Source organism: Corallococcus sp. CA047B (assembly GCF_003612065.1).
GTDB classification, from domain to species: Bacteria; Myxococcota; Myxococcia; order Myxococcales; family Myxococcaceae; genus Corallococcus; species Corallococcus praedator.
On sequence record NZ_RAWD01000059.1, the window covers coordinates 12363 to 33973 of the forward strand.

Consider the following 21611-nt stretch of genomic DNA (forward strand, 5'->3'; position numbering starts at 1 on the left):
AGGGGGTTACTTCAAGTCCAGGATGGGCCAGTTGTACGCGCGCGCGAGCGAGCGCAGCCGCAGGTCCGGGTTCACCGCGGTGGGCCGTCCGACGACGGCGAGCATGGCGTAGTCGGAGGCGCTGTCCGAATAGCCGTGGCACTGGTTGAGGGCCAGGCCCTCTTTCTCGCAGTAGGCGCGGATGGCGTTGGCCTTGTTGGCGCCTTCGATGATGGGCGGAATCACCTTGCCCGTCGCCTTGCCGCCCACGAACTGCATCTTGTTGGCGATGACGTCGTCGCAGCCCAGGTGCCGGGCCAGCGGGCGCATGGTGAAGTCCAGGGCCCCCGTGACGAGCACGATGCGGCAGCCGGCACGACGCGCCTCGTCGATGAGGTCCTGCGTCTGCTCGTAGAGCGCGGGCTTGAGGACGTCCTCGAACATGTCCTCGGCGATGGTGACGAGCCGGTCCTCGCTGAGCCCCGAGTAATAGCGGTAGAAGAACTCGTTGAAGGCCTTGCGGTTGACGGCATCCAGGATGCCGAACACCGGCAGCCCCAGGGCGGTCCCCAGGGTGCGGCCCGCGATGCCCCGGAGCGAACCCCGGTTCATGGCGTAGTAGGCATAGACGTGGACGATGTTCGTCCGGACCAGCGTCCCGTCGACGTCGAAGAAGGCGGCTTTGGCGGGCACTTTGGGGGGCATGGGCGGTCGGGCTTCCTCCCATCCTGGAGGGGGTCCGGTCAACGATGCCGGAAGGGGCGGGGCAGGGCGGCTGCCCTTTGGGCGCATGGGGCTATAACCAGCCCTGCGCGCGATACCATTCACCACTCCGGGTGATCGACTCCGCCAGATTCCTCCGCGGCCGGAAGCCCAGCAGCCTTTCGGCCTTGGCCCCCGAGCACGTCCAGGCGGGCGCCAGCAGCTGCCGCGCCAGCTTCCGGTTGAGGGGGAGCTTCTTCCCGGTCAGCCGCGTCACCCCGTCCGCCGCCGTCGCCAGGGCCGTCAGCACCGCCGGGCGCATGCGCACCGTCCTGGGGTGGTAGCCCAGGGCCCTGGCGCCCAGATCCTGCATCTCCTCCAGGGTCAGCCGCTCGGGGCCTGCGCAGAAGAACGCCTCCCCCAGGGCCTCCGGCCGCTCGGCCAGGACGATGAGCAGGTCCACCACGTCCTCCACGTCCACCAGGGACAGGGGGCGGGGCCCGCCCACCAGCTCCAGGCGGATGCCCTGCTTCGCCAGCTTGAAGAAGGACAGGTTCTCCCGGTCGCCGGGCCCCAGGATGCGGGGCGGGCGGATCACCGTGACGGGCAGCCGGTCCTTGAAGGAGAAGGCGATGTCCTCCGCCTCCGCCTTGCTCTCGCCGTACCACTCATGGGGATGGAAGGCGTCCTCCTCCACATGGGGCCGCTCCGGGGTGGAGGGCCCGTGCGAGGCCAGCGACCCGCACATCACCAGCCGGGGCCGGGGGGAGGGCAGGGCGGCCAGGGCCTCGCAGAGCAGCCGGGTGCCGCCCGCGTTGACGCGGATGAACTCGTCCCGCTGCGCGGCGCGGCGGATGCCCGCCAGGTGGAAGACGACGTCCACGCCCTTCACCGCCTCCTCCAGGGAGGCCCGGTCCGTCACGTCCCCCATCACCCGCTTCCAGGGGTGGCCCTCCAGCGCCTTCTCCAACTCGCGGGCGTCGGTGGAGGGGCGCAACAGGCATGAGACACGGTCGCCGCGAGCGACCAGCGCGCGTGCGAGCCAGGTCCCCAGGAAGCCGCCGGCACCGGTGATGAGGGCATTCATGGGTGCTGTTTCATCCGAAAAGCCACATCCCGTCCACCGTCGAAATGGGCCCCCGCCCCCAGAGGAGGCACGCTGTCACGGGGCCGGGAAATCGCCTCCAGACGTGTTCACAGGCCCAATCCCCGAGGGAAAACGCCTTCTGGAGCCGGTTTCTAGGGCTCCGGACGTGTCGCGGGACTTCCGCTCCCGAGGGAAGAATGCGCTGCGGGGCCGAGTTCTAGCCTCCGAACACGTCGCTTCGGGCGTTCCCCGAGGGAAAAACCACGCGAAGAGCGCTGTTTTTCAAGCTTGACCGTGCTACTACGCGCCATCGGCTCTAGCTTGAAGATGCAAGCACGCCGTGCAACGTCCCCTTCGGAGGGGAGGAGACACAAGACGAATGGCCGCCAAGAAAGCCGCTGCGAAGAAGACCACTGCCGCTCCCGCCGCCAAGAAGACCACCGCGAAGAAGGCCGCCGGTGACACGCGCAAGCCGAACGCGGCGTTCATGAAGGAAATGACGCCCTCCGCCGCGCTGGCGGAGATCGTCGGCCCCAAGCCGCTGCCCCGGACCGAGGTTGTGAAGAAGCTCTGGGCCTACATCAAGAAGAACAACCTCCAGGACGCGAAGAACAAGCGGCAGATCAACGCCGACGACAAGCTGAAGCCCATCTTCGGCGGCAAGAAGAACGTCACCATGTTCGAGATGACCTCGCTGGTGAACAAGCAGCTGAGCTGATTGGCATCAGGACCGTCGGGGGCCATCGCTGGCCACCCGAAGGACCTCAAGAGGGCTCGTCACGCATCGCGCGGGACGGGCCCTCTGCTTTTGGTGCCGCCCGAGCGTTGAAAAGGGGGCGGACCCCTCACTCCCCGCTGGCGGACGCGCCGCGTCGGGCCTACCTGTGGGCACCATGTTCCAGGACGGGCACGAGGCAGGGGAGCGCACCGCGAAGCAGGCGGACGCGGATGGCACGCACACGACGGTGGAGACGCTGGCGGACAGCCTGTTCGGCCAGGTGCGCCAGGAATTGGAGTCCCGGCGCGTCACGCCGCTGTCCACCTACCGGATGCAGCTGCACCAGGGCTTCACCTTCCAGCAGGCCAAGGCGGTGGTGCCGTACCTGGCCCGGCTGGGGGTGAGTGACTTCTATGCGTCCCCCTACCTGAAGGCCACGCCGGGCAGCACCCACGGCTACGACTGCGTGGACCACCAGCGGCTCAACCCGGAGGTGGGCACGCCGGATGACCACGCGGAGTTCTGCGACACCCTGCGCGAGCACGGCCTGGGGCAGGTGCTGGACGTGGTGCCCAACCACATGGGCATCGAGCGCGACAACCGCCTGTGGCTGGACGTGCTGGAGAACGGCCCGTCGTCCGTCTATGCGAAGTTCTTCGACATCGACTGGCGGCCGGTGAAGGACGAGCTGGCGGACAAGGTGCTGCTGCCCATCCTGGGAGACCAGTACGGCATCGTGCTGGAGCGCGGCGAGCTGAAGCTGTCCTTCGATTCCGGCGCCTTCCACCTGCACTACTACGACCACCGGCTGCCGGTGGCCCCGCGCCAGTACGCCCGCATCCTGCGCCACGGCCTGGAGCGGCTGGAGGCGCAGCTGGGCGCGGAGCACCCGCATCTGGTGGAGCTGCTCTCCATCCTCACCGCGCTGGAGCACCTGCCGCCGCGCACGGAGGTGGAGCGCTCGAAGGTGATTGAGCGGCACCGCGAGAAGGAGGTCATCAAGCGGCGGCTCGCGACGGTGGTGGCGGACAGCGCGGAGCTTTCGGCCTACATCGAGGAGAACGTGCGGGTGTTCAACGGCACGCCCGGCAACGTGCGCTCCTTCGACATGCTGGACGCGCTGCTCCAGGAGTGCAGCTACCGGCTGGCGCACTGGCGCGTGGCGGGGGAGGAGATCAACTACCGCCGCTTCTTCGACATCAACGGCCTGGCCGCCATCCGCGTGGAGGACCCGGACGTCTTCCAGGAAGCCCACCAGCTCATCTTCGAGTGGCTGCGCGAGGGGCACGTCACCGGCCTGCGCATCGACCATCCGGACGGCCTCTTCGACCCCACCGCCTACTTCCTGGACCTGCAGGAGCGCTTCTTCGTGGAGCGCGCGCGCGCCCGGTTCGAGGCGGAGCTCCAGGGGGGCTCGGATGCGCGCTGGCCGCAGGTGGAGGCGCTCCTGCGCGCGAAGTGGCGGCAGGAGGTGAGGGACACGCCGGACAGCCCGCTGCGCAAGGCGCTCTTCGTGTCGGTGGAGAAGATTCAGGGGGGCCGCGAGCGCATCCCGGACGCGTGGGCGGTGCACGGCACCACGGGCTACCGCTTCGCCAACGCGGTGAGCGGCCTGTTCGTGCACCCGGCGGCGGAGGCGCACCTGACGGAGACCTACGAGCGCTTCGCCGGCGGCTCGCAGGACTTCGCGGAGCTGACGTACCAGAAGAAGCTGCTCATCATGCGCGTGTCCATGGCGAGTGAAATCAACGTCCTGGCGCACGAGCTCAACCGCATCTCGGAGATGAACCGCCGCACGCGCGACTTCACGCTCAACAGCCTCAGGCGCGCGCTCATCGAGTTCATCGCGCTGTTCCCCGTCTACCGCACCTACGTGGACGGCTGGCGGCAGGAGCTGGACGCGCGCGACGTGCAGTACATCGAGTGGACCCTCCAGCGCGCCAAGGAGCGCAACACCACCACCAACGCGTCCATCTTCGACTTCCTGCGCGACATCCTCCTGGGCCGCTACCCGGAGCACGTGGGCGACGAGGAGAAGGCCGTGATGCTGCGCTTCGCGATGAAGCTCCAGCAGGTGACAGGCCCCGTCATGGCCAAGGGCCTGGAGGACACGGTCTTCTACATCTACAACCGGCTGGTGAGCCTCAACGAGGTGGGCGGCGAGCCGGAGCACTTCGGCATGCGCGCCACCACCTTCCACCTGCGCAACCAGGAGCGCGCGGAGCGCTGGCCGGCGAGCATGCTCACCTCCAGCACCCACGACACCAAGCGCAGCGAGGACGTGCGCGCGCGCATCAACGTCCTCACCGAGCTGCCGGAGGCGTGGCGCGAGCGGGCCCGCGCGTGGGCGGACCTGACGCAGCCCTTCGTCTCCCACCTGCCTGGCGGCCCCGCGCCGTCCGCCAACGACACCTACCTCTTCTTCCAGACGGTGGTGGGCGCGTGGCCCATGGGCGAACACGTGCCCGCGAAGGAGCTGGAGGACTTCCACCGCCGCGTGCGCGAGTACATGGGCAAGGCCATCAAGGAGGCCAAGGTCCGCACCTCGTGGACCAACCCGGATTCGTCCTACGACGACGCGGTGGCGCGCTTCGTGGACGCGTGCTTCGACCCGAAGAAGGGCCAGGCGTTCCTGGACGACGTGCGCGCGTTCAAGCGCCGCATCGAACGCGCGGGCCAGCACAACGCGCTGGGGCAGCTGCTCTTGAAGCTCGCTTCACCCGGCGTGGTGGACACGTACCAGGGCTGCGAGCTGTGGGATTTGTCGCTGGTGGATCCGGACAACCGCCGGCCGGTGGACTACGCCCTGCGGGAGAAGCTGCTCCAGGGGCTGGACGCGGAAGGAGCGAAGGACCGGGCGGCCCTGTGCGCGCGGCTGTCGAAGGACCTGGATGACGGGCAGGTGAAGCTCTACCTGCTGGCGGAATCGCTGCGGCTGCGCCAGAAGCACGCGGACCTGTTCCGGGCGGGTGGCTACGTGGCCCTGGAGGTGTCCGGGCCCCGCGCGCCAGCCGCGGTGGGCTTCGCTCGCACGCACGGCGACACGGTGCTGATTGCCTGCGCGCCGCGTTACACCCTGGAGGCGCTGGAGTCCGGGGGGCTGTCGCAGGCGTATGACGGTACGTTCCTGGACCTTCCGGCGGCATATGCGGGCATGATGTTCCGCAACGTCTTCACCGGGCGCCAGGTCCGTCCCCAGCAGGGGCCGGGAGGCGTGGGGCTGGCCCTGGGGCCGCTCCTCGCGGAGTTCCCGGTGGTGCTGCTGGAGATGGAGAGGAGCGCTGGATGAGGAGGGCCGAGGTGCTTCCAGGGAAGCCGTTTCCCCTGGGCGCCACGTATGACGGGAACGGCGTGAACTTCGCCGTGTTCAGCGAGCATGCGAAGAAGGTGGAGGTCTGCCTCTTCGACCCCGCGGATCCGAAGAAGGAGACGCGGCGCTTCCCGCTGCTGGAGATGACGAACCACGTCTGGCATGGGTACATGCCGGGCGTGCAGGCCGGGTGTCTGTATGGCCTGCGCGTTCACGGTCCGTACGAGCCGAAGAAGGGGCTGCGCTTCAACCCGCACAAGCTCCTGGTGGATCCGTACGCGAAGGCGCTGCACGGCAAGGTGGACCCCAAGGCCCCCTTCCACGCCTACGTGCACGGCGGCAAGGAGGAGGACCTGGCCATGGACACCCAGGATGATGCCTGGGGCGTGCCCAAGGGCGTCATCCTGCAGGACGGGTTCGACTGGGAGGAGGACCGCAAGCCGGAGGTCCCCTGGCACAAGACGGTCCTCTACGAGGTGCACGTCAAGGGCTTCACGAAGCTGCACCCGGACATCCCCGAGCACCTGCGCGGCACGTACGCGGGCCTGGCGCACCCGGCCTCCATCGAGCACATGAAGAAGGTGGGCGTGACGTCGGTGGAGCTCTTGCCCATCCACGCGTTCATGGACGAGCCGTTCCTCACCCAGAAGGGCCGCTCCAACTACTGGGGCTACAACACGCTGAACTTCTTCGCCCCGGACGCGCGCTACAGCGCGTCGGGTTCGCTGGGCGAACAGGTGGCGGAGTTCAAGGGGATGGTGAAGCTGCTGCACCGCGCGGGCCTCGAGGTCATCCTCGACGTGGTCTACAACCACACCTGCGAGGGCAACCACCTGGGCCCCACGCTGTCCTTCAAGGGGCTGGACGCCGGCGCGTACTACCGGCTCAGCGAGAAGGACCCGCGCTACTTCATGGACTTCACCGGGTGCGGCAATTCGTGGAACGCCACGCACCCGTACGCGCTGAAGCTGGTGGCGGACTCGCTGCGCTACTGGGTGGAAGTGATGCACGTGGACGGCTTCCGCTTCGACCTGGCGACGACGCTGGGACGCGACCGGCACGGCTACGACACCCGCGCGGCCTTCTTTCAAATCCTCCACCAGGACCCCGTCCTGAGCCGGGCGAAGCTCATCGCGGAGCCCTGGGACGTGGGTGACTACGGCTACCAGGTGGGCAACTTCCCGGTGCTGTGGAGCGAGTGGAACGGCAAGTACCGCGACACCATCCGGCGCTACTGGAAGGGCGATGACCGGCAGGCGGCGGAGATCGGCTCGCGGCTCACGGGCAGCTCGGACCTGTATGCGCTGTCCGGCCGCAAGCCCACGGCGAGCGTGAACTTCGTCACCGCGCACGACGGCTTCACGCTGCACGACCTGGTGACGTACAGCCAGAAGCACAACGAGGCCAACGGCGAGGACAACCGGGACGGCGCCAACGACAACCACGCCTGGAACTGCGGCGTGGAGGGGGAGACGACGGACCCCAAGGTGAACGCGCTGCGCGAACAGCAGAAGCGCAACTTCCTGTCGACGCTCTTCCTGTCGCAGGGCGTGCCCATGCTGGTGGCGGGCGACGAGATGGGCCGCACGCAGAAGGGCAACAACAACGCCTACTGCCAGGACACCGAGCTGTCGTGGGTGAACTGGAGCCTCAACGAGAAGCAGCGCCAGCTGCTGGAGTTCACCGCCCGGATCGCGAAGCTGCGGCGCGAGCAGCCCGTCTTGAGCAAGCGCCGCTTCTTCCGCGGGGCCCACATCTGGGACAGCGAGCTGAAGGACCTGGCGTGGTTCCGGCCGGACGGCAAGGAGATGAAGCGGGAGGACTGGGAGAAGCCCTATGTGCGCTCCCTGGCCTTCCTGCTGGGCGGGGACGCCATCGCCACGCCGGACGACGAGGGCCACCGCATCGTCGGGGACACGCTGCTGGTGCTGCTCAACGCGCACCACGAACCCATCACGTTCCTCCTGCCCGCGCTGGAGTGGGGCGCGGACTGGGAGCTGGTGGTGGACACGGCGGCCACGGGCGAATCCCAGCGCACGCACACCCCGGCCGGCGGCAAGGTGCAGGCGGTGGGGCGCTCCGTGGTGGTGCTGCGCCGGCCCACGACCGAATGGGAGTAGCCCTCGGGGCCGTCCCGGGGTAGGCAGCGGGCTTGAACGCGCGAGGTGGCCCCTTCCCCTGGGGGCCGCTTCTTCGCGCGGCGTCTTCGGACCGGGAACGGGCGCACGTGCTAACCGAATCAGTCTGGCCCTGGGTGGGCTTCAACGTCTTCGTCCTGGCGATGCTCGCCCTGGACCTGGGGCTGTTCCACCGCAAGGAGCACGCGGTGTCGCCGAAGGAGGCGACGCTCTGGACGCTCGTGTGGGTGAGCATCAGCCTCGCGTTCTGCGCGGGCATCTGGCACCAGGGCGGACGGGGCCCGGCGTTGGAGTGGCTGACGGCGTACGTGGTGGAGTACGCGCTGTCGGTCGACAACCTCTTCGTCTTCCTGATGGTGTTCGGCTACTTCCGGGTGGCCCCGCAGCACCAGCACCGGGTGCTCTTCTGGGGCATCCTGGGCGCGTTCGTGATGCGCGCGGTGCTCATCCTCGCGGGCACGGCGCTGGTCGCGAAGTTCCACTGGCTCATCTACGTCTTCGGCGCGTTCCTCGTCTTCACGGCCGTGAAGATGCTCTTCGCCAAGGACGACGAGGACGTGGATCCGGAAGCCGGCTTCATCGTGAAGATGTCCCGGCGCCTCTTGCCGGTGGCGCGTCAGGGTGACGGCAGCCGCTTCTTCATCACCGAGGATGGCCGGCGCAAGGTGACGCCGCTGTTCATCGTGCTGATGGTGGTGGAGGCCACGGACCTGCTCTTCGCGATGGACTCCATCCCCGCGGTGCTGGGCATCAGCAAGGACGCCTTCATCATCTACACGTCCAACGTCTGCGCCATCCTGGGCCTGCGCTCGCTCTTCTTCGTCGTCTCCAGCCTGATGGAGAAGTTCCACCTGCTGAAGGTGGCCCTGGGCGTCATCCTGGGCTTCGTCGGCGTGAAGATGCTGCTGGAGTACTTCTACAAGATTCCCATTGGCATCTCGCTGGCGGTCATCGCCGGGTGCCTGGTGGCGGCCGTCGTCGCGTCGCTGGTGTTCCCCAAGCCGGTGGAGCTGGCCGAGGGCCCGGAGGCCGGCAAGCAGCCGGAGCCCCCCGCCCGGGAGCAGGAGCGCGGGTAGGGAGTCCCGGCGGGGGCAGTGTTTCCCTTGCATCGGGCGGGAGTCGCTGCCAAGTCTCCCGCCATGTCCACCGCCACCACCGATGGCATCCGCGTCACCGTGGAGCCGACCTTCTGGCCGGAGCGCAGCACGCCCGAGGCCGGGCAGTTCGCCTTCATGTACAAGGTGGAGATCGTCAACGACGGCGATGCTCCCGCGCAGCTCCACGCCCGGCACTGGCTCATCACGGATGCCCAGGGCAACGTGGACGAGGTGAAGGGCGAGGGCGTGGTGGGCCGCCAGCCCCGGCTGGGGCCGGGCGAGCGTTTCGAATACACGAGCTGGGCGATGCTCAAGACGCCCTTCGGCACCATGCGCGGCAGCTACGAGATGGTGCGTCCGGATGGCACGCGCTTCGAGGCGCGCATCGCCGAGTTCGCCCTGACGCTGCCGCACTCGCTGCACTGAAAACCCCTACCGGAGTCCTCAAGCGCATGGTCCTGCCGAGCACGAAGCGGGGATTGCTGCTCATCAACCTGGGGACGCCGGACGCGCCCGAGTCGGGGCCGGTGCGCAGGTACCTGCGCGAGTTCCTCAACGACCCGCGCGTCATCGACATCCACCCGGTGGGGCGCTGGTTCCTCTTGAACCTGTTCATCCTGCCGTTCCGTCCCGCGAAGAGCGCGGAGGCCTACCGCAAGGTGTGGACGAAGGAGGGCTCGCCGCTGCTCGTGTACAGCCGCGCGCTGGAGGCGGCGGTGGCCGAGCGGCTGAAGGGGGACTACGAGGTGGCGCTCGCCATGCGCTACGGCAACCCGTCCCTGCCGGACGCCATCGCGGCGCTGAAGGCGAAGGGCGTGTCGGAGTTCACCGTGCTGCCGCTGTACCCGCACGAGGCCGCGTCGTCCGCGTCGTCGTCGCTGGCGCGCACCTACGAGGTGCTGGCGCAGGGCTGGGACGTGCCCAACGTGCGCGCGGTGCCGGCCTTCTTCGACGACGCGGGCTTCCTGGACGCGTTCACGGCGGTGGCCCGGCCGGTGATTGACGACGCGCGCGCGGACCACGTGCTGTTCAGCTTCCACGGGCTGCCGGAGCGCCACATGCGCAAGAGCGACCCCACGGGGCAGCACTGTCTTGCGTCCGCGGGCTGCTGCGACGTGCTGGGGGACGCGAACCGGCACTGCTACCGCGCGCAGTGCTTCGACACGGCGCGGAACCTGGCCCGGCGGCTGGCGTTGCCGGAGGGCGGCTACACCGTGTCCTTCCAGTCGCGGCTGGGGCGCACGCCGTGGGTGAAGCCCTACACGGACATCGTGCTGCCGGAACTGGCGGCGAAGGGCGTGAAGCGGCTGGCGGTGATGTGCCCGGCCTTCGTGGCGGACTGCCTGGAGACGCTGGAAGAGGTGGGCCTCCGCGCGAAGGAGCAGTTCGTGGAGGCCGGCGGTGAGTCGCTGACGCTGGTGCCGTCCCTCAACGCCCACCCGGAATGGGTGGACGCCGTGGTTCGGCTGGTGCGGGCGTCGGATGGACCGCCGTCTACGGCGCGGGCGGCGTCGCTGTCGGAGCCGCGGGTGCCGGCGTCGCGGGAGCCTGGGGCGCGCTGACGGGGGCGAGGCGGGCCTGGTAGGTGCCCACCGGCAGGCCCATGGCGGACTGGGCCGGCCCCTTCATGCTGGTGGCGAGGGTGCCCTCCCAGGAGCGCCACTGCCCGGCCTTCACCAGGAACTCGCCCCGGCCGGTGATCTTCACGGTGGCGCCCAGCTCGGTGCCCTCGGTGGGGCCGGCGGCGTCTTCGTCGTTGGCCGGGCCCTGGGGGGCGGACGGGCGGCTGCCGCGCTTGGCCATGGGGATGCGCGCGGGGGTGAGCAGCCCGCCGAACTGCTCCAGGAGGTCGTACTCGAGCGTGGCCACCTGCTCGCCGTTGTCGGCGGGGGTGACGGAGACGAGCTTCACGCGGTTGCGCCGCTCGGCGCCGCCGGTGGCGCGGCGGAACTGGGTGCCCAGGGCGTCCGGGGTGAGCAGCGCGGTGGCCAGCGACCAGCTCTCCCCGGGGCTCACGGGGTCCCTGGGCAGCTCCAGCACGAGCGTGGCCAGGTTGCGCTCACGGCCCGGGAGCCCGTCGATGATGAAGCCGCGGTCGCTCACGGTGGCGTCCTCCGGCGCGGCCCCACCCGAGGGCGTCACGCGCAGGTGGCGCTCGCCGGCGCGGTCCAGCTCCAGCACGTAGGTGTATTCGCTGGGGACGGCGGCGGGCGCGGCGGTGGCGGCCGGGGCCTCTTCGTCCTTGCCGCCCTTCTTCTTCTTGTCGGCCTTGGGCTCCGCCGGGGCGGACTCGAAGGCGGGCGCGGCGCGATCCAACGCGAGCGTCAGGCGGAAGGCGACAGGGGTGCCCTGCACGAGCTTCCAGCGCAGCAGCACGGCGTCCTTGGGGACTGCGGGCGCGGCGGCGGCGGGCGCGGGGGCCTCCCCGTTGGACGCGGGCGCGGGCGGCGCGCCCGGCGGGCGCTGGAGGGGCTCGATCTTCCCGGGCGCCTCCTGGCTGCAGCCGGAGAACGCGAGGGCAACGAGCAGACCGCACAGACTTCGCTTCACGGGGACACTCCTGGTGACGGTCGCGGGATAGCGGAGCGGCCGACGGTTGTAAAAGGGAGAAGGTGGAATGACGCGCCCCGCCGCGACGGGGGCTTCAGGGGAGGACGTGCGTGCAGGCGCGCAGGGCCTGGGGGATGGGGGGCGGCGGCTCACCGGCCGCGCTGGCGAGGCGCTCGATGCCGCTCGCATCCAGGAGCGTCCCCCCGCAGGCGGTGGGGCAGGAGGCGGTCTTCTCCTCGAGGCGCGTGCAATAGGTCTCGATGGGACTCGGCGGGGTCGGAGGTGGCTGCGGTCCCACGCCGCACCCCCCGAAGATGAAGCGGCGCTCCCCTGGAGGCGGTGGGCCCAGGGGCTCGGCGTGAGAGGCGATGCACGCCAGTGTGGCCCGGGTCTCCTCCAGGCAGGCCCGGGCGGCGGGGGCAGGGACGCGGGCATCCGTCGTCTTCGTGAGGCCCGCCGCGGCGGCGGCCTGGGCGCGCGCATCCGTCGAACGAAGCACGCCCGACAGGAACCGCAGCTTCTCTTCGGCGGGAATGTACCGCTCCGAGATGTCCCGCACGCGGAGGGCGGAGGGCGTGCCCCGAAGCGACTCGGTCACCACGAAGTTGAAGGCGAAGGGGGTCAGGCTGATGCGTGGGGTGTGCATCCGGCCCAGCAGCACCTCGAGGACGGCCTCGCGCCCGCCCAGCCGGTCCGCGTTCACCGGCGCGAGCAGCCGCTCCACCACCGACGGTGAGGCGACGAACCCATCGAGCAGGCGGGGCTCACGTTCCATCACCCAATCGAAGAGCGCCTCGGCCCGCGCCGCGTCGGTGAGCCCCAGGTTCGATTGCAGCCAGAGGAGCTGCTCCGCGCTCAGGGGGGTGAGCACGTCGATGAGCGCGGTGGGGGGCAGCTTCGCGACGTGGGGCCGCAAGGCCTGGACGGCCTCGTACGCGCAGCGTGGCTGGATGCTGGCAATCGCTCGCAGGCGCGCGACGGTGGGCTTCAGCGCCTGGGTCATGGAGAGCTGGTCGCAGGGGGCGGTGGAAAGCCAATCGCGAAAGGCCGCATCACTCGCGGGGCGGCGGTGATGGAGTTCGCCCAGCAGGTCCAGGAAGGGAGCGAGGCCGGGGTGGGCGGTCCGGGCACGCTCGAGCCAGGCGGACTCCAGGGGACCGGGAGGAGGGGCGTTCAATTCCTGGAGGCCCGGACGGCTCCCTTCGCGCAGTCGCAGGAGCGCGTCCACCCGGCCACCGGGCAGCGCCAGGGCGTTGACCAGGAACTCCCGCTGCTCCGTGGCGGGCTGGTTCCACAGCCAGCTCGCCAGTGCGGAGGCGCGACCTTCGAGGACCGCGAGTCGTTCAGGGGTGCCACTGGTCCGGGCCAGGGTCATCAACCGCGTGCAGCGCTTACCCGGGCAGGCCCCGGCGCGCAGGAGCACGGGGAGGCCCGCGCGCAGGCCTTCGTCGCGGCAGCCGGGCGCGAGGACCGCGTCCAGCAGCAGGCCCTGGCGTGAGAGGGATTGGGCGACCTGGGCGCGCTGTCCGGGCGTGGCCGTGACGCCGCACAGAAGCTGGGTGGGCGTGGGCGGACTCAGGGGGAACAGTTCGCGCGCGGTGGGGTGCGCGTCGTATTCCATCCGGGCCATGCCCACGCCGTCGCGCGCGAGGTTGGAGAGCAGCGTGAGCGCCTCGGTGCACGGGTGCGTCGGTGCGTAGGGACCGCCGATGCAGTCGTGCTCTCCGACGATGAAGCGGTAGCGCTGGAGCGGGTCGGCTTCGCGTGACCAGGCTTCGCAGTCGGCGGGGTCCACGCGGGCGTCGGAGCCCGGGCGGGTGATGAAGCCGTTGCGGCCTTCCAGCAGGAAGCGCAGGTCCTGTGTGTCGGGCGTCACACCCCGGGCTTCGAGCTTCAGGGGTGCGTCTGGGATGCCGCCTGCTTCCAGGATGGTGAAGAGGAACCGGCAGCCTCCGACGCTGTTGGACTCCGGCGCGGTTGGACGGGTGCCGTCGATGCAGGACAGGGGCAGGAACCCGACGGTCGCGGGATGGAGGTCGTAGCGGTCCTTCTCCCCGAAGTAGGAGCGCTCGATGGTGTAGAGCGCGGTGAGGCCACACAGCGCTTCGGCGGAAGGGTCCGAGGGGGTGCCCGCCGCCGCGACCAGGATGAGCCACAACCCACTTGCGGTGAAACCCATGCGTACGGCCCCCTCTCCTGGAAGGAAGCCTGGGTGAGCAGGGCCCCTGGCCGCAAGACCCCTCGGGCAACAGGAGGACCCCCCGTGCTTCCGCTGGGGGCCGTGATCCTTTGTGTCGAGCCCCGAAGGTCTTGCCTCTTCACGGCGCCAGGATGGGTTGAAGTCCTTGGTGGATGTCTTGCGTTCCAGGTGGGGTTGTCGTGAGGATTGAAGTCCTGGTGTGTGGATTGATGTTGAGCCTGGGGGTGGGCAACAAGGCCCGTCAGGACCGGGTGAAGGACCTCTAAGCGCGAGGTCACCGCCCGAAGGGCAGCGTGGGCGGGGCCAGCCTCAAGAGGAACGCGTCGCGACTGCCCAGGGGCGGGCTGCCTGGAACCAGCCCGCCCTCGGTGGAGCCGACGACCACGGCATTGCCACACGCGTCCACGGCCAGTCCGGCGACGTGGTCCTCCTGGGGCGTGCCCTGTTGCCAGGTCCCCAAGAGCCGCCCTTCCGCGCTGAAGCGCAGCACGAACACGTCCCTGCCACCCTGATTCGTGAAGCCCGGGAAGCCGCCCAGGGTGTCGCCCGCGACGTAGACGTCACCATTGGGGGCGCGGGCCAGGGCGGTGGCCTGGTCGCTGTCCCGGGTGCCCACCTGCCGCAGCCACTGGACCTGGCCTGAGTCTGGTTCGAGCAGGGCGAGGAAGACATCCGCTTCGCCCACGACGGGGACGCCGGGCTCCAGTGCCATCTGGCTGGAACCCGCCAGCAGGAGCCGATGGTCGGGCGTCAGCAGCAGCTCGTCCGCTTCGGTGCCCGTGGGGGCGATGACGCTCGTCCAGACGACGTGGCCGTCCGCCGGGTCCCGGCGCTGGACGAAAGCGCCGCCCGGCCCCTCTTCGTCGTCGAAGAACCGGAAGCCGGACGTGAACAGCGCATCGCCGTCGGGCGTGAGGGCAAGGCCCGTCAGCCGGTCCGGATTGTCCACGACCTGCGAGCGCACCCGCCAGGAGGGCGCGAGCGGGCCCGGGGCCGGAGCGGGGAACCGGGCGACAAAGCCATTCTCCGCGTCCAGCGACACCTTGTTCTGGACGAACAGGTCGTCGTACCCGGCGACCACCACCTGGTCAGCGGAATCCACCGCCACCTTCGCCGGATGCTGGGGGCGCTCGTCGCCGTGCTGCACGGCGTGGAGCGTGTTCCCCTCGCCATCCAGTCGCAGGAGGAAGACGTCGAACTGGCCACCGTTGGCGTGGCCCTCCAGCGCGCCGGTGGTGCGCCCCACCACCCGCACCGTGCCGCGCTCCCTGCCTCCGACGACATGCTCCGCCGTGTCCGTCCCCGCCGTGTCGATGAGCCGTCGCCAGAGGATGCGTCCATCGGCCGCGTGCCGGGTGATGACCGCGCGCGAGTCTCCCGAGGGCTCGATGTTGCTTTCACCGAGCCGCCCGTCCCAGTAGCCCGCCGTGTAGAGGTCGCCGGTCTCACTGACCCAGACAGACAGCGCTTCATCCGCCGCCGCCGTTCCTTCCTGGCGGTCTCCCTGCCAGGGCGAAGCACACGTCACCGGGCCCGCATCGGGCTCACCCGCGTCCACGGTGCCGCCATCCTGTCCCGCGTCGGGTGTTCCCGCGTCGGGTGTTCCCGCATCGGGTTCGACCGGGCCTGCGTCAACGGTGCCGCCATCCTTCAGCGGGTCGATCTGGCCGGACGGTGAAGGCGTGCAGCCCCATCCGAGCACTCCGAAGAGGAAACCCAGGGCCATTCCCAGACGTGGGCGGGCGATGGGCCTGTGGCTCGTGTCGCGTCCCAGCACGTGGCACCCCCGGCCTTCATGGCCTTGCCCCTTCCCATATCAGACAAACGCCCGGGACCGCTGCCGGCCCCGGGCGCTGAGCGTCAAGACAAAGAGGGTCTTCCCTACTGGGGAAGCAGCTCCTCCGGAACGGAGCGCTGCAGGATGATGCGGTTCATGAACCCGACGTCCTCGTTCTGGTAGCGGGCCGAACCCACCAGGAAGCCCTGGGCCACCAGCACGTTGGTCACCTGGTCGCGCGTGATAGGCCGCAGGTTGTAGACCTTCCCGAAGTGCGTCGTCTTCTCCACGCTCACGACGCGCTCGCGCGTGCCGTCCTGGCGCAGCAGCTCGTCATCCACCTTCAGGTCCGCCGCGCGGACCATCCGGCCCTCGCTGTTGACCACCGGGTGCTCGTTGGTCAGCCGCAGCTTGCCGCCGTGCTCGGTGGTGATGGTGTAGAGCAGGTGCTCGCTGTCCCGCGTCTCCGACGTGTAGCTGTAGACGTGGTTCGTCTGGAGTTGCACGTTGTCGAGCGTGGCGTCCGGCGTCAGGGTGATGATGTCCACCTGCTGCTCCCGGACGGCCTTGGAGATGGGCACCGAGCCATTGCTGAACAGCAGCTCCTGGTCCGGCGCGTAGCAGCTCGATTCGCAGTTGGCCACCACGTAGAAGGACGTGCCCGTGTACAGCGTGTCGCCCTTGGCGTCCCCGTTGGTGTCCCGGTAGAAGCGGCAGTCGGTGGTGTCGGTGGGGTGCGGATAGAGCGGCGTCCCGGAGCCCGCGGGCAGCGACGTCTCGAACGTCGGGTAGAGGGGCCGCGCGCGGAAGACCGTCGTGGGGGCGGGATTCCACTTGAAGAACCCCGTGGTGGGACCCGTGGCCTCCGCCTCCACCTTGAGGATGGGCGTCGCGTCATACATCGCGATCGCGTAGTAGTAGTTCACCTTGTAGCCCTGCGAGTTGCCCGTGTACGCCCGGCTGGTATTGCTTTCGACGTATTCCTTCGCCGGCGTGAAGGTGACATCGAAGGTGGTGGTGGAAGGCACCCAGGCCGAAGGGCCGGCGGGGACCAGGTTGTTGAGCAGGCCGCACTTGCGCGCCCATTCGGCTCGGACGATGGCCTGGCTGGGAATCAGGCTGTCGATGTTGCAGCGCCACTCCTGATTGGTCTGCGCGCCTGCCACGGTGGGAAACAGCGCGATGGCGGCCGCGCCTCCCAGGACGATTCTGAAGACAGACTTGGACATGGAATTCCCCTTCGGATTTCTTGGACAGACTGCCGCCCCCTCTTGATTCAGCAGACCGCGGCGGTGCCCGCCGGACGGGATCCGATGGGCGCCGCCCGAACCTCCCCAGGGGGCGCGGGAGGACTACTCCGGCAGCACTTCCGCCGGGATGGCTTGCTGGCGCAGGGCCCGGTTGAGCTGCTCCGCGTTCTCTTTCTGGACGCGGGCCGGACCCACCCGATAGCCCTCGGTGAGCAGCAGATCCGACACCGCGTCGTGTGACATGGGCCGGACGTCATGGACCTTGGCGAAATACAGCGTCTGTTTCACCGTCACGATGCGGTCCGGGGTTCCGCCCCTGCGCAGCAATGCATCCCCGAGCAGCAGCGACTCCGCCTTCACCCGACGTCCTTCGCTCGTGAGGACGGGATGCCCGGCGGGCACCCGCAGCAGGTCGCCGGACTCCGTGGTGAGTTCGTAGACGACGTGCTCGCCGTCGCCGGGGTCCGGGGTGTCGCTGGACACGGGGTTGATCCGCCGCGGTGGGTTCTCCCCCAGGGCCGCCTCGCCGGTGCTGGAACCCAGCAACTGGTCCCCCGGGTGGCAGCCCGCCTCGCAGTAGGCCACCACGTAGAAGGGCTTCTCCACCGTCTCCGTGACCGTGTAGCAGCCCTCCCGGATGATCTCTTCGCCCGCGGTGCCGCCCCCCTGCGCATTCATCGAATAGACAGGCCCGTCATCACAGACGGTGTACCGGGTGAGGGTCACCCACGGCGAGGTGCCCGTCGGGGTGCTGAAGAGGCGACAGTCATTCGTGTTGGTGGGGTGCGGATACAACTGCGTGCCGCTGCCCGCGACGTTGATGCTTTCAAAGGTGGGGAAGAGCGGCCGCGCGAGCGGCGACGTGTGGGACCACTTCCAGTAGCCCGCGGTGCTGCCGCTGGTCTCCTGGAACACGGTGAACATCGGCGTCGCTTCATAGAGCGAGCGCGCGTAGTAGTAGTTCACGTTGTAGTGATGCGTGTTGCCCGTGTACGCGTGGCTCGTGTCGGACTCGCGGTACTCCTTCGCCCACGCGAAGGAGGTGTCGAAGGCCGCGGTCGAGGCGACCCACGCGTTCGCGCCCCAGGTGTTGCGCAACAGTCCGCACCGCCGGGCCCACTCGGAGCGCGCGATGGCCTGCTCGGGCGTCAGGGCGTCGCTGTTGCACCGGGCCTGCTGGACATCCTGCGCCTGGGCGAAGGACGGCAGCAGGCCCACCACGAGAAGCTTCAGGACCTGGGCAAGGCGGGGGCTTCGCATGGGGTGGCTCCGTGGGGCAGGGGGCCGCTACTTCGTCTTCGCCATCACGGTTCCGGGGCTGCGGTTCTCGGTCCACACGACGTGGTCCCCGCCCACCGCCACGCTGGTGAGGTTGAACGTCGGCGTGAAGGCCTGCACCACGGTGCCCCCGCCCACGGGCACCCGGAGGATGCGTCCCGGCATCCCATCTTCCGCCAGCCACACCTGGGCGCCGTCACTGGCCAGGCCCGTGATGGAGGCCCGCGTGAGCAGCGTGGAGACGGTGCCTCCGCCCTTGGCAACCTTGCGGATGGCATCCCCCTCCTGCCAGTAGACGTGGGTGCCATCCACCGTGAGGCGGCCCGTGACGTTGGAGCGCGCGGTGACGACGTCGGAGCGGGTGCCGCCCTGGTTGGACATCTTCCGGAGGGCGCCGCCTTCCGTCCAGAACAGGGTCGTCCCATCGGTGGCGATGCCGCCCAGGCCGGCGATGCCGGTGGCCAGCACGGTGGGCGTGGCGAGCGGCGTGGCCACGGGGAGCTTGAGGATGGAGCCCGCGGCTTCCGTCCAATACAGGTGGGTGCCGTCAGTGGCGATGGCGACCGGGTCGGTCCGGTTGAAGGCCATGAGCTGCTCGCCGCCGCTGTCGAGCGACGCCCGCATCACCACGCCGCCCGAGCGACGCTCCACCCAGTAGGCGAAGCGGCCGTCCGACGCCGTGCCGGACAGGTTGAAGCGCGAGGGCGGCGTGAGCGGATGCTCCGCGTTGAGGAAGCCCTCCATCACCTGCTTGCGGAACGGGATGAAGGTCTGGGTGAGCGCGCTGGAGAGGAAGAAGCGGTTGCCGTCCGGCCCGGGCTCGGTGAACTCCAGGTTGTGGATGAAGCCCGCGGCGCTGGGGAAGCGCATCGTGCTGCCATCCGGCAGGGTGCCCACGTCCACGCTGTCGCTGCGCTGGTGACAGCCGCTGCAGGAGAGCGCCTGCGCGCGGGCGACGATCTGCGTGGGCGTCAGGTCGCTGCCAATCAAATCCAGCCGCGCCTGGATGCTGTTGCGGAAGGCGCTGGGCCCCGAGCCGAAGCGCAGGCTGTACTCGTCCATGGCATCGAAGGTGCTGGAGTCCCCCTGGACGGCGTTGAATTGATCCGGCACCGCGTAGTTGAAGGTGTTGAGGTTGTCGGTGGCCAGCGCGGGCACCTGGTTGACGAAGTGCGCGCGGAAGCTGGCGGCCAGCGGGTGCGTGGAGGCCGGGTTGAACAGCTCCCCGAACGGGTTGGTCTTGACCGTCACCGGGGCGAACTTGAGGGTGCACACCCCGCCCGGGCACTGCCGCTGGAGCTTGAACTCCTTCAGCACCCACAAGGGCTCGATGAAGACGTTGAAGCGCACCTGGCCGGTGCCCTCCGGGTTGAGGCCGTAGTTGTTGATGTGGAACACCGGCGAGAAGCCGGGCAGGCCCGTGAAGTAGAAGTCGCGCAGGGCGGTGGCCCGGTCCGCGACGTTCTTCGCGCTCAGGTCGCGCCAGAAGGACTGCACGGGGCGGCAGCCGTCAAGGCCCAGGTCCGGACGGGGGTTGGGCAGCGAGGCCTCCAGGATGAGGAACGCCCGGCCCGCGCCCCCGGACGTCTTGCCGAAGACGACCCGGTACTCACCGCAGTGGGCCCCGGAGGCGGGCGCCAGGTCGAACCGGTTGTACAACCCGATGGCGGAGTAGGAATGGATGTTCGTGGGGCTGTTGGCCGCCGCCTGGGCGCCCTCCTGGGTGCGGCAGCCATACGGGAAGCCGTTGAGGAAGCCCCCGTTGTCGTTGCAGTGCGCCCCCGGCTGGAGGTCCGGCTGCCCGGGGGAGGGGTTCTGCGTGTCCCAGAGCTGGCGGAAGAGCTGGGTGGCGTTGAGCCCGGAGCCTCCGTTCTGGGTGACCAACTGCTGGAGCACGCTGGAGAGCGTGAAGGGGGCGAGGATGGAGACCTCCGTCACCGCCACGGACTTGCGCGCATCGACCGTCTGGGGCGACAGGGTCGTCAACTCCTGCTCATGGGAGAGGATGCCAATGCCTCCCCGTTCGGAGAAGGGGGCGGGGGCGGTGGACTCCGCGTCCACCGTTCCGGGCGGCTGACAGCCCATCCCCAGGAGGGTTCCCGCGGCGAGCAGCGCGCGCGACCAGTGCTTGAACATTCGGATCTTCCTTTGTCGCAAGGGGCGCTAGAGCGGAGGGGACTGGGGGGGCTGGGGGACGTCGACCTTGAGCAGGAACATGTCGCGGCTGCCCTGGTGCTGGCTGCCGGGGACGAGCGCGCCCTCGGTGTGGCCGGCGAGGAACACCCTGCCGCACGGGTCCACCCACAGGGCCGTCGCCTGATCATTCCCGGAGGTGCCGCGCTGCCACGTTCCCCGCAGGCGCCCGTCCGCGCTGAAGCGCAGCACGAACAGGTCCCGGGCGCCCTGGTTGTTGAAGCCGGGGAAGCTGCCCTGGGTGGAGCCCGCGACGTAGAGGTCGCCATTGGGGGCGCGGGCCAGCGCGGTGATCAGCTCGCTGCCCTGCGTGCCCACCTGCCGGATCCACTGGACCTGGCCGTCGCTGGGGTTGAGCAGCGCGAGGAAGACGTCCACCTCCCCCACGACGGGGACGCCGGGCTCCAGGGGCATCTGGCTGGATCCCGCCAGGAAGAGCTGGTTGTCGGGCGTCAGCAGCAGCTCGTCTGCTTCGGTGGCCACGGGCGCGATGACGCTGGTCCAGAGGAGGTTGCCGTTCGCCGGGTCGATGCGCCGGACGTAGGCGCCGCCGGGCCCCTCTGCGTCCGCGAAGAACTTGAAGCCGGAGGCGAACAGGGCATCCCCGCTGGGGCTGGCGGTGAAGCCCGTCAGCCGGTCCGGGTTGGACTCCACGGTGGAGGCGAACTTCCAGGCCGCGCTGGACGCGAAGCCATTGCCGTCGCGGTTGATGCGGGTGACGAAGCCATTCTCCGAGTCCAGCACCACGCGGTTCTCGACGTACAGGTCCTCGAACCCCGCGACGAACACGCTGCCGTTGGGGTGGACGGCGACCTTCAGCGGGTGCTGCGGTCGCGCGTCGCCCTGCTGCACGGTCCGCCTCTTGTTCCCCTTGCCATCCAACTGGGTCACGAAGAGGTCGAACTGTCCCCGGTTGGTGGAGTTCTCCAGCGCGCCCGTGGTGCGGCCCACCACCGTCAGCAGCTCCTGGGTCTCGTTGCCGACGATGTGCTCGGCGACGTCCGTCCCGCCCGTGTCGGTGACCTCCGTGCGCTCAAGCGTTCCATTGGGCAGGAAGCGCAGCACCACCGCCCGCGAGTCACCCGAGGGTTCGATGTTGGTCTGCCCCAGGTTTCCCCGCTCATAGCCCGCGAGGTAGACGGCACCGGAGCTGCCGGCCCAGATGGACAGCGCCTCGTCCGCGCTGGAGGTCCCGCCCTGGTAGTCATGCTGCCAGGCCGTCTGACACGTGCCCGCGGGCTCCTGCGGGTCTTCCTCGCCCGTGCAACCCACCGTCCCCAGCACCCCCACGGCTGTCTCTTATACCCATCTGACGCTGCCGACGATCGCATA

The 21611-nt window shown here is 69.5% G+C and carries 15 protein-coding genes; 6 read left to right on the forward strand and 9 right to left on the reverse strand.

The window, feature by feature from the left end:
- Positions 1-6: 6 nt before the first annotated feature.
- Positions 7-672 carry an HAD family phosphatase gene (locus tag D7X74_RS12535; RefSeq protein WP_120533186.1) on the reverse strand — a complete coding sequence of 222 codons (666 nt, stop codon included), beginning with the start codon at positions 670-672 and terminating at the stop codon, positions 7-9.
- A 103-nt stretch (positions 673-775) separates the two neighbouring features.
- On the reverse strand, positions 776-1768 hold the full coding sequence (locus tag D7X74_RS12540; RefSeq protein WP_120533172.1) for an NAD(P)-dependent oxidoreductase: 993 nt from the start codon (positions 1766-1768) through the stop codon (positions 776-778).
- 379 nt (positions 1769-2147) lie between these two features.
- Between D7X74_RS12540 and D7X74_RS12545 the strand changes: the two genes are divergently transcribed.
- The 6 genes from D7X74_RS12545 to hemH all read left to right on the forward strand — a co-directional run bounded on the left by D7X74_RS12545 (position 2148) and on the right by hemH (position 10593).
- Positions 2148-2486 (forward strand): SWIB/MDM2 domain-containing protein, encoded by a 339-nt coding sequence (locus D7X74_RS12545; RefSeq protein WP_120533173.1) that lies wholly within the window; start codon positions 2148-2150, stop codon positions 2484-2486.
- A 175-nt stretch (positions 2487-2661) separates the two neighbouring features.
- Complete coding sequence (gene treY / locus D7X74_RS12550) at positions 2662-5775, forward strand: malto-oligosyltrehalose synthase (RefSeq protein WP_233595282.1); 3114 nt, start codon at positions 2662-2664, stop codon at positions 5773-5775.
- Complete coding sequence (glgX, locus tag D7X74_RS12555) at positions 5772-7916, forward strand: glycogen debranching protein GlgX (RefSeq protein ID WP_120533174.1); 2145 nt, start codon at positions 5772-5774, stop codon at positions 7914-7916. The genes treY and glgX overlap by 4 nt, the downstream gene beginning before the upstream one ends.
- Positions 7917-8023: 107 nt before the next feature.
- Positions 8024-9010, forward strand: coding sequence for a TerC family protein (locus D7X74_RS12560; protein WP_255424406.1), 987 nt, complete (start codon positions 8024-8026; stop codon positions 9008-9010).
- Positions 9011-9073: 63 nt separating this feature from the next.
- Positions 9074-9457 (forward strand): Co2+/Mg2+ efflux protein ApaG, encoded by a 384-nt coding sequence (gene apaG, locus D7X74_RS12565; protein WP_120533175.1) that lies wholly within the window; start codon positions 9074-9076, stop codon positions 9455-9457.
- A 26-nt stretch (positions 9458-9483) separates the two neighbouring features.
- Positions 9484-10593 carry a ferrochelatase gene (gene hemH / locus D7X74_RS12570; RefSeq protein ID WP_120533176.1) on the forward strand — a complete coding sequence of 370 codons (1110 nt, stop codon included), beginning with the start codon at positions 9484-9486 and terminating at the stop codon, positions 10591-10593.
- On the opposite strand, the gene D7X74_RS12575 is transcribed toward hemH, so the two are convergent.
- From D7X74_RS12575 to D7X74_RS12605, 7 genes are all read right to left on the reverse strand, one after another.
- Positions 10526-11581: a hypothetical protein gene (locus D7X74_RS12575; RefSeq protein ID WP_120533177.1), complete on the reverse strand. Its 1056-nt coding sequence runs from the start codon at positions 11579-11581 to the stop codon at positions 10526-10528. The genes hemH and D7X74_RS12575 overlap by 68 nt on opposite strands.
- A 94-nt stretch (positions 11582-11675) precedes the next feature.
- On the reverse strand, positions 11676-13760 hold the full coding sequence (locus D7X74_RS12580) for a hypothetical protein (protein ID WP_147446552.1): 2085 nt from the start codon (positions 13758-13760) through the stop codon (positions 11676-11678).
- Between the two features lie 295 nt (positions 13761-14055).
- A complete protein-coding gene (locus D7X74_RS12585; protein ID WP_120533179.1) occupies positions 14056-15507 on the reverse strand; it encodes an SBBP repeat-containing protein in 1452 nt (483 codons plus the stop codon).
- Between the two features lie 155 nt (positions 15508-15662).
- A complete protein-coding gene (locus tag D7X74_RS12590; protein ID WP_120533180.1) occupies positions 15663-16787 on the reverse strand; it encodes a Hint domain-containing protein in 1125 nt (374 codons plus the stop codon).
- A 123-nt stretch (positions 16788-16910) separates the two neighbouring features.
- On the reverse strand, positions 16911-18068 hold the full coding sequence (locus D7X74_RS12595; protein WP_120533181.1) for a hypothetical protein: 1158 nt from the start codon (positions 18066-18068) through the stop codon (positions 16911-16913).
- A gap of 27 nt (positions 18069-18095) precedes the next feature.
- Positions 18096-20222, reverse strand: coding sequence for a hypothetical protein (locus D7X74_RS12600; RefSeq protein ID WP_120533182.1), 2127 nt, complete (start codon positions 20220-20222; stop codon positions 18096-18098).
- A gap of 27 nt (positions 20223-20249) precedes the next feature.
- Positions 20250-21569 carry an SBBP repeat-containing protein gene (locus tag D7X74_RS12605; protein WP_120533183.1) on the reverse strand — a complete coding sequence of 440 codons (1320 nt, stop codon included), beginning with the start codon at positions 21567-21569 and terminating at the stop codon, positions 20250-20252.
- Positions 21570-21611: the final 42 nt, after the last annotated feature.

Excerpts from the sequence above, each read along its gene's own strand:
- D7X74_RS12540 (WP_120533172.1), bottom strand. The coding sequence starts at position 1,768 with ATGAATGCCCTCATCACCGGTGCCGGCGGCTTCCTGGGGACCTGGCTC.
- D7X74_RS12545 (WP_120533173.1), top strand. The coding sequence starts at position 2,148 with ATGGCCGCCAAGAAAGCCGCTGCGAAGAAGACCACTGCCGCTCCCGCC.
- treY (WP_233595282.1), top strand. The coding sequence starts at position 2,662 with ATGTTCCAGGACGGGCACGAGGCAGGGGAGCGCACCGCGAAGCAGGCG.
- glgX (WP_120533174.1), top strand. The coding sequence starts at position 5,772 with ATGAGGAGGGCCGAGGTGCTTCCAGGGAAGCCGTTTCCCCTGGGCGCC.
- apaG (WP_120533175.1), top strand. The coding sequence starts at position 9,074 with ATGTCCACCGCCACCACCGATGGCATCCGCGTCACCGTGGAGCCGACC.
- hemH (WP_120533176.1), top strand. The coding sequence starts at position 9,484 with ATGGTCCTGCCGAGCACGAAGCGGGGATTGCTGCTCATCAACCTGGGG.
- D7X74_RS12580 (WP_147446552.1), bottom strand. The coding sequence starts at position 13,760 with ATGGGTTTCACCGCAAGTGGGTTGTGGCTCATCCTGGTCGCGGCGGCG.
- D7X74_RS12585 (WP_120533179.1), bottom strand. The coding sequence starts at position 15,507 with ATGGCCCTGGGTTTCCTCTTCGGAGTGCTCGGATGGGGCTGCACGCCT.
- D7X74_RS12590 (WP_120533180.1), bottom strand. The coding sequence starts at position 16,787 with ATGTCCAAGTCTGTCTTCAGAATCGTCCTGGGAGGCGCGGCCGCCATC.
- D7X74_RS12595 (WP_120533181.1), bottom strand. The coding sequence starts at position 18,068 with ATGCGAAGCCCCCGCCTTGCCCAGGTCCTGAAGCTTCTCGTGGTGGGC.
- D7X74_RS12600 (WP_120533182.1), bottom strand. The coding sequence starts at position 20,222 with ATGTTCAAGCACTGGTCGCGCGCGCTGCTCGCCGCGGGAACCCTCCTG.